This is a genomic window from Moraxella sp. CTOTU48717, from assembly GCF_032057165.1.
Classification (GTDB): Bacteria; Pseudomonadota; Gammaproteobacteria; order Pseudomonadales; family Moraxellaceae; genus Faucicola; species Faucicola tetraodonis.
Window position 1 is genome coordinate 171,221 of the sequence record NZ_DAMBBC010000001.1, and the last position, 16,044, is coordinate 187,264.

Below are 16,044 nucleotides of genomic sequence, written 5' to 3' on the forward strand. Positions count from 1 at the left end.
TGTTAGTTAAAAAATAGTTAGTTAATTGTCAAACCACGTTCAACACATAGTTGCCAAACTTGGTTAAACACTTGCTCAGCATCGATGGCTGAGCTATCAATCACTATCGCATCATCGGCAGGCTTAGCCGGTGAGGCACTGCGTGTACTATCACGCTCATCACGGGCAATAATTTGTGCCAAAATTTCGTCAAAATCTGCCTGTTTGCCAGCGTTGGTTAACTGACTGACTCGGCGCGCGGCTCGTGCCTCAGAGGATGCGACCAAATAAACTTTCAGCGGTGCATCGGGAAAAACCACTGTGCCCATATCACGCCCGTCTGCAATCAAGCCCTTTTTTGGGTTGCCTTGCGACGTTGCCATATTTTTTTGTAACTCTAATAGGGCTTGACGCACCTTCGGGAATACCGCGACTTTTGACGCAAAGTTACCCACTTCTTCGGTGCGAATCACTTCGCTCACATCGTTGGCATTCACGAGCACTGTCACATGCTCAGAATCCGCTTTTGCGGCTGCAAAATCAATTTTCAACGATTGGGTTAAATCATCTAGCGCAGTTTCATCAATGCTATCGGTTAACAAACCCGCTTGGTGGGCTGCAAGCCCCACAATCCGATACAGCGCCCCTGAATCTAAAATTTGATAATCCAGCAGCTTTGCCAGTCTTGCCGTCAATGTACCTTTACCTGCACCACTTGAGCCATCAATGGTGATGACGGGCAGGCTTGCGGTTATATCAAAAGACGGTTGCGTTAACGTTTGTGACATGCCATTCTTATGAACAAAGCAAAAATAGTCGTATATTTTACGCCTGAAAGCTATTTTATACAAGTAATTTGACACAAGGATTGACTAAATTGCGTCTCATTTTTTACCAATAGAAAAATGCATAAAAAAGGCGCAAAAAATGAGAAATACACCGATACGCAGAGGGATGATTAACCATTGCGAGATAGAAGAAAAAAAGCTAGCGACTTACCGGATTAAGCATAAGCTCACCTTTAACAATCGCTGGCTTTTAACAATCACGTGCTAAAACTGCCAGAGTTTCCGGAGTTTCAATAATTTATAGCGTAAAGGTGGGTTTATCGGAGCTGATATGACCCGCTAACAGGCGGTCGACTTCGTTTTTGATGCGTAAACCTGCTTCATCTTTGCCAAGCTGTAACGCATAGCCTGCGGGGCGCTGTGCTTGTGCGCGGTGGTTGACCCACACTACTTTACCATGCAGCGGCATTCTCTCACTCGAATTTGGCAAAGTAATTGCCACGAAGGTTTGACTGCCTAGTTGTTGCTGCTGGTTAGTAGGAATAAATAATGCACCGTTTTCAATAAAAGGCAGATAGCTAGCATACAATTTTTCGATCGTATCATAGTTAATGGTGGTGATACCGCCACGAGATGGCATTGCCATAATCATTGTTCCTTTTACTAACGCATGGGGTTACCAACGCATGGTGAATGATAGTTAATATAGATAATTGGGTAATATAGATAATTGAATAGATTAGCAATCCAGCATGGTGCTAAAAATTTTATCATAGCATAACTTATCTTGGATATGTTGTTGTCTATCTTGCCAGATTTGATCGATAACCTGTTGTAACTGGCTAATTTGTTTTAATGTTGGTGGTGGCTGCAGCTTGCCAAAATCCAAGTCATTGGATGACGCTGAAATACCAACGGCAAATTGCCCCAACGGCACTAACAAGGCTTGCGACAAGTACAAAAAGTCCGTCAATGTCAGCGTTTTTTGCCAATAATTGCTGGCTTGTACGGGCATACGTTGCCTGCTACGAACCGCTTGAAAGCTGTTTATCCAAGTCTGGCGGTGTTGATACCATTCGCTGTTTAACATTTGTAGTGCTAAAAAAGGCGCATAACCAGACAATTCACTCACTTGTTGTAGCGTCGCAGTATCGGTATTTGGCATTAACTGCTGCATCGCTTGCATTGACTGATCGGGGGTCACATGACTCACCGAAAATGCCTGTAGCCGAGAGCGAATCGTTGGCAGTAGCTGCGAAGGGCTATCGCTAATTAACAGCATTAATACATTTTCGGCAGGTTCTTCTAAGGTCTTAAGGAGCGCGTTACTGGCTGCTAGGGTCATCGCATCCGCTTGGTGAATAACCACGATTCTTAATCCGCCACTCGATTGCGTGACAAAGGGCTGCAATTCCCGAATTTCGTCAATCTTGATGCTATAACCTGACTGATGGGTTGGGGCTTGCGCCACGAGGGCATTGTTTGCTTTAGGTTTAGGCGACGCGTCACGCGCCACGGTGGGTGTGGGAATTTGATAAAGATCGGGGTGGGTATTGGCGATCAGCCATTGGCAACTTTGGCATTGCCCACAGGCAGTTGTGACACCTTGTGCATTGTCCCGTTGATTCTCACACAATGCCCATGCGACAAATCGATAGACAAAGGCGCGTTTCCCCGTCCCTGCATTGCCTGCAAACAACATCGCGTGCGGCAAAGCATGTAGGTGGGTGGTCAAATACTCCCAAGTTGGCTGTTGCCACGGCAGTAAATCCATAAACAGCCACTGCTGTATCACCTGTTGGCTCACGGGATCTGGATAGTAGTATTGGGTTACTTCATTGGGTGTTGATTCGATATTGGATTGTTTGGGGCTTTTTGATTGAGAGGTGATAGTCGATGCCATAGAAAAAAATCAGTCAACAGAGTAACCATAGTATAATCGCTGCGGCTAGATAATCAATTAGGATAATCAGTCAGGTTGTTTTCTCGAATACATGAATGCGGTAACACGTAGCGTTATTTTATCCCTTACTGTCTTTAAACCTTGGCCCATAAGATTTTTGTTGCAAATAAATGATGGATTTTTTTTGATGAGTCGATTAAATTTTCATCTTAAGATATCTATTTTCGTTTTTTTCTTATGTTTGTGATTCACCCTATTTAAAAAAACGATTCAATTTTCTGTTTACTTCGAGGTTAGTTTGACGAATTTATCGCAACCTAATAATCAAGATACGTTACTCAATGACCAACATCATTATGATGCGGCGGATATGGCAGACCAATTAAAGGTGATGCCAACCTTAGAAGCGCGTTTAACTACTATTTTAAACGAAATCAATGCGCTGCGTGATTTTCCGCAAGTTACCTTATTTAAACAACTGCTCGATACCCTGCGCAACCGTGCAGATGATGCTACAACCGCCAATGAGCAGATGGCGCTATTTGTTCGGCTACTACGCGGCAATCGTGTGTGGGCAGAAGGGTTTTGTGTGTTTATGCTTACCTTGATTAATCGTTATCGTCAGGTGTCGCTATACACGGATTTGGGTATCTTGTCAGACGCTGGCTTTACTTCGCAATTTTTTGACTTGGTCGGTGAAAAGCTATTACCCTCTGTACCCGATGACCGCGATTTGATTGGGTTATTTAATGCGTTTTTTGCCACTCCAAAAACCCGCTACTGGGTGCGCTTAATCCATGAGCGCTGGTGGATTGAACTGATACTTATTCTTAAAGTACCCCCAGGCAAAGAAGCATTGGTGCAAGCGCTTGAAGCCAATGTGCTCAAAGCCATTACTATTTTAACGGCGCGTATCAACGGCATCGGGCTCAATGCCGATTTAATAAAGGCATTTCCCAATCCGATTGACAATCAAGATACTTTCATTGCACTGAACCGCGAAGTCGCTGAATTTGTCAGTCAATACCAGCTCAGCATGCAGCCAGGGGATGAGCAAGCGATGCCACAGCCTGAGGTGGATAGCAGTCAAATTTTAGTGTTGACCGACCAGGCCCGCACTATGATGCAAAACATCCGTCGCCGTATACATCGAACGGGTATTACTGTGCGTACCACCAATATGTTGGTGCGCCTTGAACAGAGCCTGCAGCGTCTTGAATTGTTGGTGTCACTGCTATCTGACAACGATCATATCAAGAAAAAAACCATCATAGAGCTCATTAACACGTTGTATGAAGATTCATACCACCGCAGTAGTTTTAGATATTTATTTGGCATCAATACCGCGCTCTTATCGCGCCGTGTGACTGAGACTGCCAGTAAGGTCGGCGAGCATTATATCAGTACCGATAAAGCGGGCTATCGCCGTATGTATAAAAAAGCAGCATTGGGTGGTCTACTCATCGGCTTTATGGCAACCCTTAAAATCCTAGGGAAATCCTTACCGCTGGCACCCTTTGGCGTGGCTTTTTTAAACAGTATGATTTACGGTCTTGGCTTTGTGGCGATTCATATCATTGGCGGCACAGTGGCGACCAAACAGCCTGCCATGACGGCTGCCGCTATTGCTTCAACCATCTCAGAGGTAAAAGGACGCAAAGCGGCACGATTTACCAAATTGACAGAATTGGTCGTTGATATTATGCGCACCCAGTTTATTGCCATTATGGGTAATATTTCAATTGCAATGCCCATTGCGCTACTGATTTCATCCCTGTGGTTGTATGGGTTGGGTCATCCGTTAACATCGACAGCTACCGCCGAGCACTTGCTGCATGATCTCAACCCGTTTACCTCGCTTGCTATCTTTCATGCCGCGATTGCTGGGGTGTATTTGTATATTTCAGGATTGATTGCAGGCTATTACGATAATCTTGCGGTACACAACAAAATTGGCGAGCGTATCCGCAACCAGCCTACCCTCAAACAGATGATGACACCTGTAACGTTATTGCGTTTTAGTGATTTTATCGAGCGCAATCTGGGTGCGATTATGAGCAACTTTTTATTTGGTTGCTTTTTGGGTAGTACGGCGACCATCGGTTATATTTTTGGCTTGCCGCTCGATATTCGCCACATTGCCTTTGCATCTGCCAACTTTATTCATGGGATTTTTAATATTTATGCCAACACGGGCGAGTTTCCAGAAATCGGTATTATTTTGGTCAGTTTATTTGGTGTGATGGTCATCGGTATGATTAACTTGTTGGTGAGTTTTTCACTCGCGTTAATAACCGCCCTACGCGCGCGTGATGTGAAAGTCTTTGAGTGGAAATTCTTATTTGAATTGGTCGCCTCGCATTTGATGACCCAACCCTCTGACTTTTTCATCCCGCGTAAACAGCCGATGAAGTATGCACTCATCGATAGCGATGGTAATATTATCTATGATGATAAACCGATTGCAAACGATGGTAAAAATAGTAAAGGGCATAAAACCACCCTAACATCACAGCCAGAAGAACATCCGCATGCTACTACGCCCCATATCGACAATATCAGTCATACGGAAAAACTGACCGATGAAGAAATTGCAGAGAAAAAACAGGCAATTAAAGAAAAAGTGGTGCAAAAGGCGGTCGATAATATCACCCCAAATGACACGGCAAGTAAGCTACCCAAATAATTGATGAAACACTGAATACTGTAGAAATATGATGACTTTTTTGGAAGATATAAGTTTGAAAGATACAAGTTTGCAAAATACAATGAACCAACCTGCAACTTCAATGAGTCCGACTCAATTGGCTCATCGGTTAAATGAGCTGTTAAAAATTAATGAATTTCAAGATTATTGTCCCAATGGTCTGCAAGTGGATGGTGGACAGCCGATACAGCACATCCTCACCGGTGTCACAGCCTCTGAGGCATTGATTGAACAAGCGATTGCGCACAATGCCCAAGCGATTTTGGTGCATCATGGCTATTTTTGGAAAGGGGAACCTGCGCCGTTAATTGGCATGAAAGGCAAGCGTATTCGTTTGTTGATGCAACACGGTATTTCCTTACTGGCTTATCATTTACCGTTAGACGCCCATCCCCAATTGGGCAATAACGCCCAATTGGCGCTAGCGTTGGGCTGGAGTGATTTGTCGCCGCTATACCCTGACGAAAAACACCCGATTGGTAATATCGTGGATTTAGCAGCGCCGTTGTCGATTGCAGCTCTCACCAACAAACTATCGTCTACCTTAAGCCGTCCGCCCCTACATTTATCCGGGGGTAATCAAGCAATTTCGCGCATCGGTCTGTGTACGGGTGGCGCACAGGATATGATTGAGCAAGCGGCACAAATGGGTTGTCAAGCCTATATCTCCGGTGAAGTGTCAGAGCGAACCACTCACATAGCCCGTGAGCTAGGTATTGATTATTTTGCTTGTGGACATCATGCCACTGAGCGAGGTGGTGTGCTGGCATTGGGGAATTATGTCAAAGAAAATCTTGCCTTAGCCGTTGATTTTTTCGATATCGATAATCCCGTGTAAAATTGGGCAGTTTATTGACTAATTATTACCCGTTAATTGCATTTTAGCGGGTTTTTTACGCTTTTTATCATAAATTTGCCTTTCGTTACGTTCAAAAACATGACGCGTAACTTTAATTTCAATACAATACCCCCATTGTTTTATATAACTAACTGTATTGCCATGCAGTAAATATTGTTATTGTTTATTTATTTTATGCGTGCCATACGTTAACCTACGTTAAATTCTTTAGGTAAGCGCTTGGGCTTATTAAACAATTTTTAATTTGCCAGTACTTACAAAAATTTTAACCGTCTTACGGTTTTTAATTGATTATTATTTATTTCGATAGTTCTCTACGATGGATAGGGAATTATCACCGTCCTAGGTATAAGGGGAGCCAACCTGTTTGGCTCTTTTTTTAGCGTTAAGTTAATAACGACCTATTTTGGATGGAAGCTTTTTTGTTAAGATTTAGGATAGAGTTAGATAGTTGGAAGCCATGTACTTATTTGGCTTGTCTGACTGGTGCTTATTTTGACTAGTACTAGGTTTAACTGGTGCTTAGTTTGATGGGTACTAGGTTTAACTATCGATTCGGTTCTTAGTTTCATAAAATGTTTTCATTTGGCATAGTTGTTTTTTATTAATTTAACGTATCTAACGTATGTGCACCGTGGAGTGACACATGCCGCTAAACTCATCATTTGAGTATTGTGATGATTTGGCTTTGACCTATCCTGCCTCGATTTCGATGTCGGTCAAAGCATTTTTAAGCCCTTTAACTTTATACCCGTTTCAACACCCTTTATTACGCTTTAGTAAATACGCGACCCAATTTAAACGCTTGCAATTCTTCCCGATTCAATTCAAGCCTTGTTTGGGTGGGGTGATGTCGCCAAAAACTACCCAGTCGCGTGTGCCAGCGGTGCCTAGCCATGTGCAAGATTTGGCGCAACTGGCTAATCCGTCCACTAGTCTCATTGGGCGCTTTATCAAGCCGTTAAAATGGTTGGGCGCCAGTAAAAAGCTGGTAGTTGTGATGGGGATTGGTTTGCCCTTAGCTTATGTTGCCACCCAGATGGGCGTTACTGACAAAGTCGACAATGGCAATCCTAATACCTTTGCCTCACCTACTAGCGTGGTTGCAGCACCAAAAATGGCGACCTTTGATAGTATCCTATCTCAAAAGCAGCTGCGTATTGCCACCGTCAATGGTAATACTACTTATTTTGCTCAAGATGGTTTTGAGCACGGCTTTGGCTATGATGTCATGCGCCATTATGCCAAGCGATTGGATGTCACCCTAAGCACACAAGTATTTGCCACTGATGCGGACGCGATGGCGGCTGTCAAAACAGGCAAAGCCGATGTCGCCTTAACCAATGTGTCGGATCACCAAAACGCCACCGCCACTGCGTTATCATCGCTGAGTCTAAGCTGTGACAAAGATTATTTATCAAAGCAGGGTCTCAACGAACATGTTGCCATACAGCTAAACCCCAATGATGTCAAACTCAACGACGATGTAAAAAACTTCCTTTGTGGCGGTCAATCGCTCACCCGTAATCAACATTTAGCCGCGTTTTATAGTCAAACACCATTGGCAGAGCCGTTTAATCAACAACATTTTGCCGATACCATGACACGCGTGTTGCCCATTTATGAACCATCTTTTAAGCAGACAGCAAACAAATACCGTCTTGATTGGCAACTGCTTGTGGCAATGGGGTACCAAGAATCGCATCTGGATGCAGAAGCCACTTCGCCAACGGGTGTGCGCGGTATCATGATGTTGACCAATGCCACTGCAAATGCGATGGGCGTTGATAATCGGACTGACCCGACCCAGAGTATCCAAGGGGGCGCTAAGTATCTAAGTCAGCTGCAACATGAATTTGCCCAAGTGCCAGCATCGGATCGAGTATGGTTTACCCTAGCGGCATACAATATGGGTCCACAAGCGATTAAAGATATCCAGCAGATTTTGGAAAAGCGCGGTATTGATGGCAACAATTGGGCAGCCGTGTATCAGTATTTAAAAGTTAATAGTCAAAGCAATAGCCGTTATGTGCAGTGCTTAGATTACGTCACCCATATCCGCAGTTATTTGGAGGCGTTAAAATTAGATAAAGTCAATAATCGTCAATTGACTTGATGGTTTTGCGTATAAAAACTAAACATTTTCAAAAAAGAATGGTTTAACGCCATTCTTTTTTTTATGCTATCACTTTGTCGTTTTTAAAAATTACTGAATTTATTGTTAATATTATTAATCTAAGGATAGCACGTGACCCAGCTTCAGAATCAGCCCCTCACTCAATCAAGCACTCAGCCTGTTTATGCCACCCAATACCGTATTTATTTAGAAGATACCGATGCAGGCGGGATTGTATATCACGCCAATCATTTAAAGCTGTTTGAGCGTTGTCGTCGTGATTGGTTACGGGAATTGGGTATGACCAGTTATTTTTATCAAGCGCATTCAGCCGACGCTGTGAGTCAAGACGTTACTCACCAGAGCGATAGAGGCAAACCTGATATCCAATTTGTAGTGAGCCAAGCCAACATCCGCTATTTGCGTCCGATTCTGCTTGATAGCGAAGTCACCGTTGTGATTGAGACGGCAGACTGCAAATCTGCATCATTACAGCTTGAGCAACGGATTTATGATAGCCACCAACAGCTTTTAAGCCAAGCCGAGATAAGTATTGTATGCGTGGCTACTAGTAAAGATGAAAAAGGGCAAACCCAAGTTCGCCCTACCCGTTTGCCCAAAGCGTTTGTGCAGCTGCTGCAGCTCGCTCAGTAAATGTATGATTGTCCTGTCTTACAAAGGTTATTTTGCTTTACAAGTTTGACAGGTAACTTGCTCATCTTCTAGGCGGTATGCCATCATACTGCCGCCCCACACACACCCTGCATCCGTGGCTCGGGCATTTGCCAAATCGACTTTGGCTTTTAGCGCCGCCCAGTGACCAAATAAGATTTTACGTTCGCGCGGCACTTGCCATTCAAACCATGGACGAAACCCCTCTGGCATTTTATCATCCAAACTGGATTTAAAGCTAAACTCTAGCGTGCCGTCCATTTGACAAAGGCGCATACGGGTAAAATAATTGCAAATCGCCCGCATACGCGCGTAGCCTGTCAGCATATTTGACCAAGGAACAGCTGTATCGCTATACAGGTTTGGCAGCAGTCTATCGAGTTGCCATAAGCTACTTTGCAGCTGAGTTTGCAATTCTGACGCATGCATGGCTGCTTGGGTGATACTCCAGTTTGGCGGGATGCCTGCATGCACCATCACGGTTTTATCATTGGGATAGACAAGCAGCGGCTGGCGACGAAGCCAGTTGAGTAATTCATCACAATCTGGGGCGTCAAAAATCGCTTGTGTTCTATCCTTTTTTTTGATCTTTATGACACCACGCCATACCGCGATCAAGTTAATATCATGATTGCCCAACACCATTTCGGCAGCACCAGCTTGGCAAAGACGTTTTACCAGACGCAGCGCGCTCAGCGAGTCTTCACCGCGTGCCACGATATCGCCAACAAACCATAATTTATCTTGCTGTTCATCAAACCCAATTTGCTTGAGCAGTGCCTGCAAATCGGCATAACAGCCTTGAATATCGCCAATGACAAATTGATGTCGAAAACCCATAACACCTCATACATCTTGAAAGTAAAATTTTAAACAGCTATAAAAAAATTAACCATTTGCCGCAATGCCGTTTGCCGCGATACCATTAGCCGCGATGCCATTAGACAAGGTCACAAAATCTTGTACTGATAACGTTTCAGGACGCGCCAGTGGATTAAGCCCCCATGCCACAAGCTGGGGTTCTGTGACCGCAGGCAAAATCGGCGATTTTTTAAAAATCGCGCGCAGTGTTTTACGGCGATGATTAAATGCCTCACGCACCACAAGGGCAAACAGCTTCTCATCGTCAGCCACAATCGGTTTTTGTTGATAAGGTCTGAGTCGAAATACCGCACTCGTCACTTTGGGTGGGGGGTTAAATGCCCCATTTGGCACCGTCAGTAAATAATCAGTTTCACAATAATACTGCATCATGATGGATAAGCGACCATATTCTCGGCTATCCACCGCTGCGGTGATGCGATCCACCACTTCCTTTTGTAGCATAAAATGCATGTCTTCAATGACATCGGCAAAACTTAGTAAATGAAACAATAACGGCGTAGAAATATTGTATGGCAAGTTACCGACAATGCGCATTTTCTTGTCGGTGGTAGCATTAGGGTTATCGCCAATGATTTGCTGAAACAGCGCACGGTAATCCACTTCCATGGCATTGGCTTTGACAATGGTTAAGCCGTCATTGCTATTGGCGCCAATACGAATGCGCAAGCTGTCTGCCAAATCGGTATCAAGCTCGACAACGGTCAAGCGATTGACTTCCTTGAGTAGCGGCTCAGTAATCGCGCCCATGCCTGGACCAATTTCAACCATCAAATCATCGCGACCTGCATGAATACTGTCAATAATTCTCCCAATAATCACTTGATCGTGTAAAAAATTTTGCCCAAAACGTTTTCTAGGCTGATGGGATAAAAAAGCAGAGACCGTCACTCAAAACATTCCTATAAAAATGAAATAATTATCAATGTTGTGCAGTATACGATAACCCTCACCGTCATCAGACACAAATCACTATTAAACTGCTCATTATAGCATAGCTTGACGCTCCATTATGACAATTTCATGACAACTCTAGACTATGGCAATAGGATAGCAATAGCTTTGCAACAGCATGACAACAATCTGCCCAATCGCTCAATTTGAATTTTTGTAGTTCATGTCATGCTACAAATTTTTGATGGGTCTATTTTTTGATAGGTCAATCGCCTGTCGAATTCTGATGACTAAGTTGTTATAATGCAACAAATTTAACTAACCCTTTATTTAGTGAGCATTGTATGGGCTTTAATTGTGGTATCGTCGGACTGCCAAATGTTGGTAAATCAACCCTGTTTAACGCATTGACCAAAGCTGGGATTGCGGCAGAAAACTTCCCGTTTTGTACCAAAGATCCCAATACTGGGATTGTGCCTGTACCCGACCCACGTCTCAAACAACTTGCCGATATCGTCAAACCTGAGCGCGTTGTGCCCACCTCAATGGAATTTGTGGATATCGCAGGTCTGGTGGCAGGCGCATCCAAAGGCGAAGGTATGGGTAATCAGTTCTTAGCCAATATCCGTGAAACCGATGCGATTGCCCATGTGGTGCGCTGCTTTGATGATGACAACGTGATTCACGTTGATGGACGCGTCAACCCATTATCCGATATCGAAACCATCAACACCGAACTTGCCCTAGCTGACCTTGAAGCCGTCAGCCGTGCGATTATCAATGTCGGTAAAAAAGCCAAAGGCGGTGATAAAGACGCCAAAGCCATGCTGGATGTGTTTAACAAAATTGAGCCATTTTTAGCCGATGGTAAGCCTGCGCGCATGGCAAATCTGGATGAGGATGAGAAAAAAATCATCCGCAGCTATGGTTTAATCACCCTAAAACCGACCATGTATATTGCTAACGTGAGCGAGGATGGCTTTGACAACAATCCTTATCTTGACCAAGTACGTGAGTTTGCGGCAAAAGATGATGCGTTGGTGGTCGCGCTATGCAACCAAATCGAATCTGAAATCGCCCAGCTGGATGACGATGAAAAACAAGAGTTTTTAGAAAGTATGGGTATGACTGAAGCAGGGCTTGATCGGGTGATTCGCGCAGGCTACGAGCTGCTTAATATGCAAACGTATTTTACCGCAGGGGTCAAAGAAGTGCGCGCTTGGACGGTCAAAGTGGGTGCCACCGCACCAGAAGCAGCAGGCGTGATTCATACTGACTTTGAGCGTGGTTTTATCCGTGCCGAAGTGATTGCGTTTGATGATTTTATTGAATATAACGGTGAAAAAGGCGCGGCAGCGGCCGGTAAATCTCGCCTTGAAGGTAAAACCTACATCGTGCAAGATGGCGATGTCATGCACTTTAGATTTAATGTCTGATTGTGCACGCATACGCCGATTGATATAAATAGGCAATTTTAGTTGCCTATTTTTTGCAAGTTTATTTTTTAAAAATGCTTGACTTGTATTGCAAGTCACTATCTTAATCCCTATAATATGCGTTCGTAATTTTGAGAGCCCTCGTTTCCCAGACACTCACTCTCAACTATTAACTCAAAAAGGTTTTTAAACATGAAAACTATCAGTGCTAAACCACATGAAGTGACACACGATTGGTACATCGTCGACGCTGAAGGTAAAACATTAGGTCGCTTGGCGAGCGAAATCGCATCACGCTTACGTGGCAAGCATAAGCCTTCTTACACCCCTCACGTTGACACAGGCGATTATATCGTTGTGATTAATGCTGAGAAAGTTGCCGTGACTGGTAAAAAAGCGCAAGACAAAAAATACTACCGTCACACCGGTTACCCAGGTGGTATCAGAGAGACTAACTTTACTAAACTTATCGCACACAAACCTGCTGACGTACTTAACAAAGCCGTTAAAGGTATGTTGCCAAAAGGTCCATTGGGCTATGCGATGATTAAAAAGTTAAAAGTTTACTCAGGTACTGAGCATCCTCATACTGCTCAACAACCTCAAGTATTAGATATCTAAGGAGTAACACATGGAACGCAATTACGGTACAGGTCGTCGTAAAACTTCAACAGCTCGTGTGTTCTTATCTGCGGGTACAGGTAACATCGTCGTCAACGGTAAACCACTTGATCAATACTTTGGTCGCGAAACATCAGTAATGGTTGTACGTCAACCTTTAGAATTACTAGATGCTGCTAGCAAATATGATATCTATGTGACTGTAAAAGGTGGCGGTATCAATGGTCAAGCAGGCGCGATTCGCCACGGTATTACCCGTGCATTGATCGAGTCAGACGAAACCTTAAAACCAGCGCTTAAAGAAGCGGGCTTTGTCACTCGTGACGCGCGTGAAGTTGAACGTAAAAAATTGGGCTTACGTAAAGCACGTAAACGTCCCCAATTCTCAAAACGTTAATATTTTTCGTGGTCGAAATTCTCGTATCGACCGCGTTTTTTGGCGTTTACAAAAAAGACTCTTGTTTACTGCAAGGGTCTTTTTTATTTACCTTAGGTAATTTATTTTATTGCAAAAATAGCATAAAATAGCAAAATTAGCGTAATTTAGGCACAGCTAAGGTGGCAATTCTGTAACAACTGATTTACAATAGCCACAAACCCAGTGTGGGAATATGGTTACCCACTTCATTAATCTGGAGGAGTTCTTAATGAGCCATGCCGAAGGCGTCGACGTTAAGCGTCGAAGAGTTTTAATCGCATCCACTGCCGCTATGGGCGCAGTCGGTGTCGCTGCTATTGCTACGCCGTTTGTGCGTTCATGGTATCCAAGTGCAAAAGCAGAAGCTGCGGGCGCACCTGTTAGCCAAGACCTAAGCAAACTCGAAGCAGGACAAATGATTGTTATCAAATATCGTGGTAAACCGATTTATCTTGTCAAACGTACCAAAGAGATGATGGATAATTTATCAAAAGTAGAATCATCACTTGCCGATCCAAAATCAGAAGGTTCATTACAACCTGACTACTGCAAAAATAATAGCCGCTCAAAAGACAATAGTGAAGTTCTAGTGTGTGAAGGGGTTTGTACTCACTTAGGTTGTGCGCCAGGTTATCGTCCTGATGTCGGCGCAGCAGATTTGGGTGGCAGCAGTTGGGTTGGCGGATTTTTATGCCCCTGTCACGGCTCAAAGTATGACTTAGCTGGACGTGTTTTTAAGGGTCAACCTGCGCCTCGTAATTTGCCAGTTCCTGAGTATAGCATCAGCGGTACTATCTTAACGGTGGGGGCATAATATGAGTGCAAAGAAATTTATGCATTGGGTGGATGCGCGCTTTCCAGCGACAGAAACTTATGAATACCATATGTCAAAGTATTACGCACCAAAGAATTTCAACTTTTGGTACTTCTTTGGCGTATTATCCATGGTGGTATTGGTCAATCAGTTAGTGACGGGTATTTGGCTAACCATGATGTTCAACCCAAGTGCAGAAGGCGCATTTGCTTCTGTAGAATACATTATGCGTGATGTACAAGGTGGTTGGTTAATCCGTTATATGCACTCAACTGGTGCTTCGGCATTTTTCGTGGTCGTGTATCTGCATATGTTCCGTGGCTTGTTGTATGGTTCATACCAAAAACCCCGTGAACTGGTTTGGCTCATCGGTATGGGTATCTATCTGTGCTTAATGGCAGAAGGTTTCTTCGGTTACTTATTACCTTGGGGTAATATGTCTTTCTGGGGTGCCCAGGTTATTTTAAACCTACCAGCAGCGATTCCATTTATTGGTGATGCATTGGGAGAATGGGTAAAAGGTGACTATATCATCTCTGGTATTACCTTAAACCGTTTCTTCGCCTTGCACGTTGTTGCGATTCCTTTGATTTTAGTGGGTCTGGTATTTGTTCACTTGGTAGCATTGCACCATGTTGGTTCTAATAACCCAGATGGTATCGATATCAAAAAACTTAAAGATAAAAATGGTGTACCCCTTGATGGTGTGGCTTTCCACCCATATTACACCGTACATGATATGATTGGTATCGTGGTATTCTTTATCATTTTCTTTACTGTGGTATTCTTCTTCCCAGAAGGCGGCGGTTTCTTCCTTGAGCCACCAAACTTTGAAGCAGCAAACCCACTTAAGACACCTGCTCACATTGCCCCTGTTTGGTACTATACGCCTTTTTATGCGATGTTACGTGCAACCCCATCTATGTTTGGTTCAGCCCTGCCGGGTGTTATTGTGATGGCAGCATCAATTGCTATTTTATTTGTATTGCCTTGGTTAGACAAATCGCCTGTGCGTTCAATGCGTTATAAAGGTATTTTGTCAAAAATTGCGCTTGCTATCTTTGTTGTTAGTTTCTTGATCTTAGGTTACTTAGGGGTAATTCCATCAAGTGATACCGCAACGATTGTGGCACGTATTTGTACTATTTTGTATTTCTTGTTTTTCTTGCTAATGCCAATCTATACATCGATTGAAACTTGCAAACAGCCACCTGAACGTGTAACTGGAGGTCACTAATGAAAGCGGTTAAAAAATTAGTTGCTGGATTGGGTTTGACAGTTGCACTAGGTTTGGGCGCGACAGCCGCACAAGCTAGCGAAGGCGGCTGTGGCACTTACAAAACAGTTGATGGTAAAGAAGCGCATTTGGCTTGTGAAACCGCCCCTGTAGATTTGACCAATAAAGCATCTATTCAACGTGGTGCCTCATTATTTATGAGTTACTGTGCAGGCTGTCACTCAGCGCAATATGTTCGCTACTCAAAAATGTATAAAGACTTGGACATTCCAAAAGAGTTGGTGGAAAAATACTTGATGCTGACCACTGACCAAGTCGGTGACCATATCAATGCAGGCGTAGACCCAGAGCTTCAAAAGGCTTGGTTTGGTGCACAGCCACCTGACTTGTCACTTGAAACCCGTCTACGTGGTAATGATTGGGTTTATACGTACTTGTTAGCCTTCTATGAAGATCCAAGTCGTCCTTGGGGTGCCAACAATATCGTACTGCCGAATGTTGCCATGCCGTTCGTCCTTCATGATATGCAAATGAACACCTCAAAAGAAGAATATCGTCGTAATATTGGTGATATCGTCAACTTTATGGCGTGGATGGCAGAGCCGCAAGCGCACCAACGTAAAGTATATGGTTTTTGGGTCATCTTATTCTTACTTGCGTTATTAATTCCAGTATACTTACTCAATAAAGAATTTTGGAAAGACGTTAAATAAGGGTT

Annotated in this window: 15 protein-coding genes; 10 read left to right on the forward strand and 5 right to left on the reverse strand. The window is 43.7% G+C overall.

From position 1 onward, the window contains the following. Positions 1 to 17: 17 nt before the first annotated feature. The 3 genes from cmk to RT084_RS00895 form a co-directional block, all read right to left on the reverse strand. On the reverse strand, positions 18 to 767 hold the full coding sequence (gene cmk / locus RT084_RS00885) for a (d)CMP kinase (RefSeq protein WP_313097213.1): 750 nt from the start codon (positions 765 to 767) through the stop codon (positions 18 to 20). 298 nt (positions 768 to 1,065) lie between these two features. After that, a complete protein-coding gene (locus RT084_RS00890; protein ID WP_007116499.1) occupies positions 1,066 to 1,413 on the reverse strand; it encodes a PilZ domain-containing protein in 348 nt (115 codons plus the stop codon). Between the two features lie 93 nt (positions 1,414 to 1,506). Further along, on the reverse strand, positions 1,507 to 2,670 hold the full coding sequence (locus RT084_RS00895; RefSeq protein ID WP_313097216.1) for a DNA polymerase III subunit: 1,164 nt from the start codon (positions 2,668 to 2,670) through the stop codon (positions 1,507 to 1,509). Positions 2,671 to 2,968: 298 nt separating this feature from the next. Here RT084_RS00895 and RT084_RS00900 point away from each other — a divergent pair, with 298 nt between their 5' ends. From RT084_RS00900 to RT084_RS00915, 4 genes are all read left to right on the forward strand, one after another. Continuing rightward, positions 2,969 to 5,356, forward strand: a complete 2,388-nt coding sequence (locus tag RT084_RS00900; RefSeq protein ID WP_313097220.1) for a site-specific recombinase — start codon at positions 2,969 to 2,971, stop codon at positions 5,354 to 5,356. A gap of 82 nt (positions 5,357 to 5,438) precedes the next feature. After that, the gene (locus RT084_RS00905; protein WP_409519583.1) at positions 5,439 to 6,215 is read left to right on the forward strand and encodes a Nif3-like dinuclear metal center hexameric protein; all 777 of its coding nucleotides are present in this window, start codon (positions 5,439 to 5,441) and stop codon (positions 6,213 to 6,215) included. 667 nt (positions 6,216 to 6,882) lie between these two features. Further along, positions 6,883 to 8,352 carry a transglycosylase SLT domain-containing protein gene (locus RT084_RS00910; RefSeq protein ID WP_312384396.1) on the forward strand — a complete coding sequence of 490 codons (1,470 nt, stop codon included), beginning with the start codon at positions 6,883 to 6,885 and terminating at the stop codon, positions 8,350 to 8,352. A gap of 132 nt (positions 8,353 to 8,484) precedes the next feature. Continuing rightward, positions 8,485 to 9,006 (forward strand): thioesterase family protein, encoded by a 522-nt coding sequence (locus RT084_RS00915; RefSeq protein WP_313097224.1) that lies wholly within the window; start codon positions 8,485 to 8,487, stop codon positions 9,004 to 9,006. 27 nt (positions 9,007 to 9,033) lie between these two features. Here the strand turns inward: RT084_RS00915 and RT084_RS00920 are convergent, their stop codons facing one another. Both RT084_RS00920 and rsmA read right to left on the reverse strand, forming a co-directional pair. After that, positions 9,034 to 9,864 (reverse strand): symmetrical bis(5'-nucleosyl)-tetraphosphatase, encoded by an 831-nt coding sequence (locus RT084_RS00920; protein ID WP_135889048.1) that lies wholly within the window; start codon positions 9,862 to 9,864, stop codon positions 9,034 to 9,036. 48 nt (positions 9,865 to 9,912) lie between these two features. Further along, positions 9,913 to 10,797, reverse strand: coding sequence for a 16S rRNA (adenine(1518)-N(6)/adenine(1519)-N(6))-dimethyltransferase RsmA (rsmA, locus tag RT084_RS00925; protein WP_313097227.1), 885 nt, complete (start codon positions 10,795 to 10,797; stop codon positions 9,913 to 9,915). A gap of 347 nt (positions 10,798 to 11,144) precedes the next feature. Between rsmA and ychF the strand changes: the two genes are divergently transcribed. From ychF to RT084_RS00955, 6 genes are all read left to right on the forward strand, one after another. Further along, the gene (gene ychF, locus RT084_RS00930) at positions 11,145 to 12,236 is read left to right on the forward strand and encodes a redox-regulated ATPase YchF (RefSeq protein ID WP_062334373.1); all 1,092 of its coding nucleotides are present in this window, start codon (positions 11,145 to 11,147) and stop codon (positions 12,234 to 12,236) included. A gap of 192 nt (positions 12,237 to 12,428) precedes the next feature. Then, positions 12,429 to 12,857 (forward strand): 50S ribosomal protein L13, encoded by a 429-nt coding sequence (gene rplM / locus RT084_RS00935; protein WP_007116509.1) that lies wholly within the window; start codon positions 12,429 to 12,431, stop codon positions 12,855 to 12,857. Between the two features lie 10 nt (positions 12,858 to 12,867). Continuing rightward, positions 12,868 to 13,254, forward strand: coding sequence for a 30S ribosomal protein S9 (gene rpsI / locus RT084_RS00940; protein WP_007116510.1), 387 nt, complete (start codon positions 12,868 to 12,870; stop codon positions 13,252 to 13,254). A gap of 250 nt (positions 13,255 to 13,504) precedes the next feature. Further along, positions 13,505 to 14,089: a ubiquinol-cytochrome c reductase iron-sulfur subunit gene (gene petA, locus RT084_RS00945; protein WP_007116512.1), complete on the forward strand. Its 585-nt coding sequence runs from the start codon at positions 13,505 to 13,507 to the stop codon at positions 14,087 to 14,089. Positions 14,090 to 14,108: 19 nt separating this feature from the next. After that, positions 14,109 to 15,326: a cytochrome b gene (locus tag RT084_RS00950; protein WP_175405749.1), complete on the forward strand. Its 1,218-nt coding sequence runs from the start codon at positions 14,109 to 14,111 to the stop codon at positions 15,324 to 15,326. Further along, positions 15,326 to 16,039: a cytochrome c1 gene (locus RT084_RS00955; RefSeq protein WP_007116514.1), complete on the forward strand. Its 714-nt coding sequence runs from the start codon at positions 15,326 to 15,328 to the stop codon at positions 16,037 to 16,039. Before RT084_RS00950 ends, RT084_RS00955 begins: the two co-directional genes overlap by 1 nt. Positions 16,040 to 16,044: the final 5 nt, after the last annotated feature.

Bases quoted from the DNA above. Each gene is read 5' to 3' on its own strand.
- RT084_RS00920 (WP_135889048.1), bottom strand. From the start codon at position 9,864: ATGGGTTTTCGACATCAATTTGTCATTGGCGATATTCAAGGCTGTTAT.
- RT084_RS00890 (WP_007116499.1), bottom strand. From the start codon at position 1,413: ATGGCAATGCCATCTCGTGGCGGTATCACCACCATTAACTATGATACG.
- RT084_RS00950 (WP_175405749.1), top strand. From the start codon at position 14,109: ATGCATTGGGTGGATGCGCGCTTTCCAGCGACAGAAACTTATGAATAC.
- rpsI (WP_007116510.1), top strand. From the start codon at position 12,868: ATGGAACGCAATTACGGTACAGGTCGTCGTAAAACTTCAACAGCTCGT.
- ychF (WP_062334373.1), top strand. From the start codon at position 11,145: ATGGGCTTTAATTGTGGTATCGTCGGACTGCCAAATGTTGGTAAATCA.
- rplM (WP_007116509.1), top strand. From the start codon at position 12,429: ATGAAAACTATCAGTGCTAAACCACATGAAGTGACACACGATTGGTAC.
- cmk (WP_313097213.1), bottom strand. From the start codon at position 767: ATGTCACAAACGTTAACGCAACCGTCTTTTGATATAACCGCAAGCCTG.
- petA (WP_007116512.1), top strand. From the start codon at position 13,505: ATGAGCCATGCCGAAGGCGTCGACGTTAAGCGTCGAAGAGTTTTAATC.
- RT084_RS00955 (WP_007116514.1), top strand. From the start codon at position 15,326: ATGAAAGCGGTTAAAAAATTAGTTGCTGGATTGGGTTTGACAGTTGCA.
- RT084_RS00895 (WP_313097216.1), bottom strand. From the start codon at position 2,670: ATGGCATCGACTATCACCTCTCAATCAAAAAGCCCCAAACAATCCAAT.
- RT084_RS00905 (WP_409519583.1), top strand. From the start codon at position 5,439: ATGAACCAACCTGCAACTTCAATGAGTCCGACTCAATTGGCTCATCGG.
- RT084_RS00910 (WP_312384396.1), top strand. From the start codon at position 6,883: ATGCCGCTAAACTCATCATTTGAGTATTGTGATGATTTGGCTTTGACC.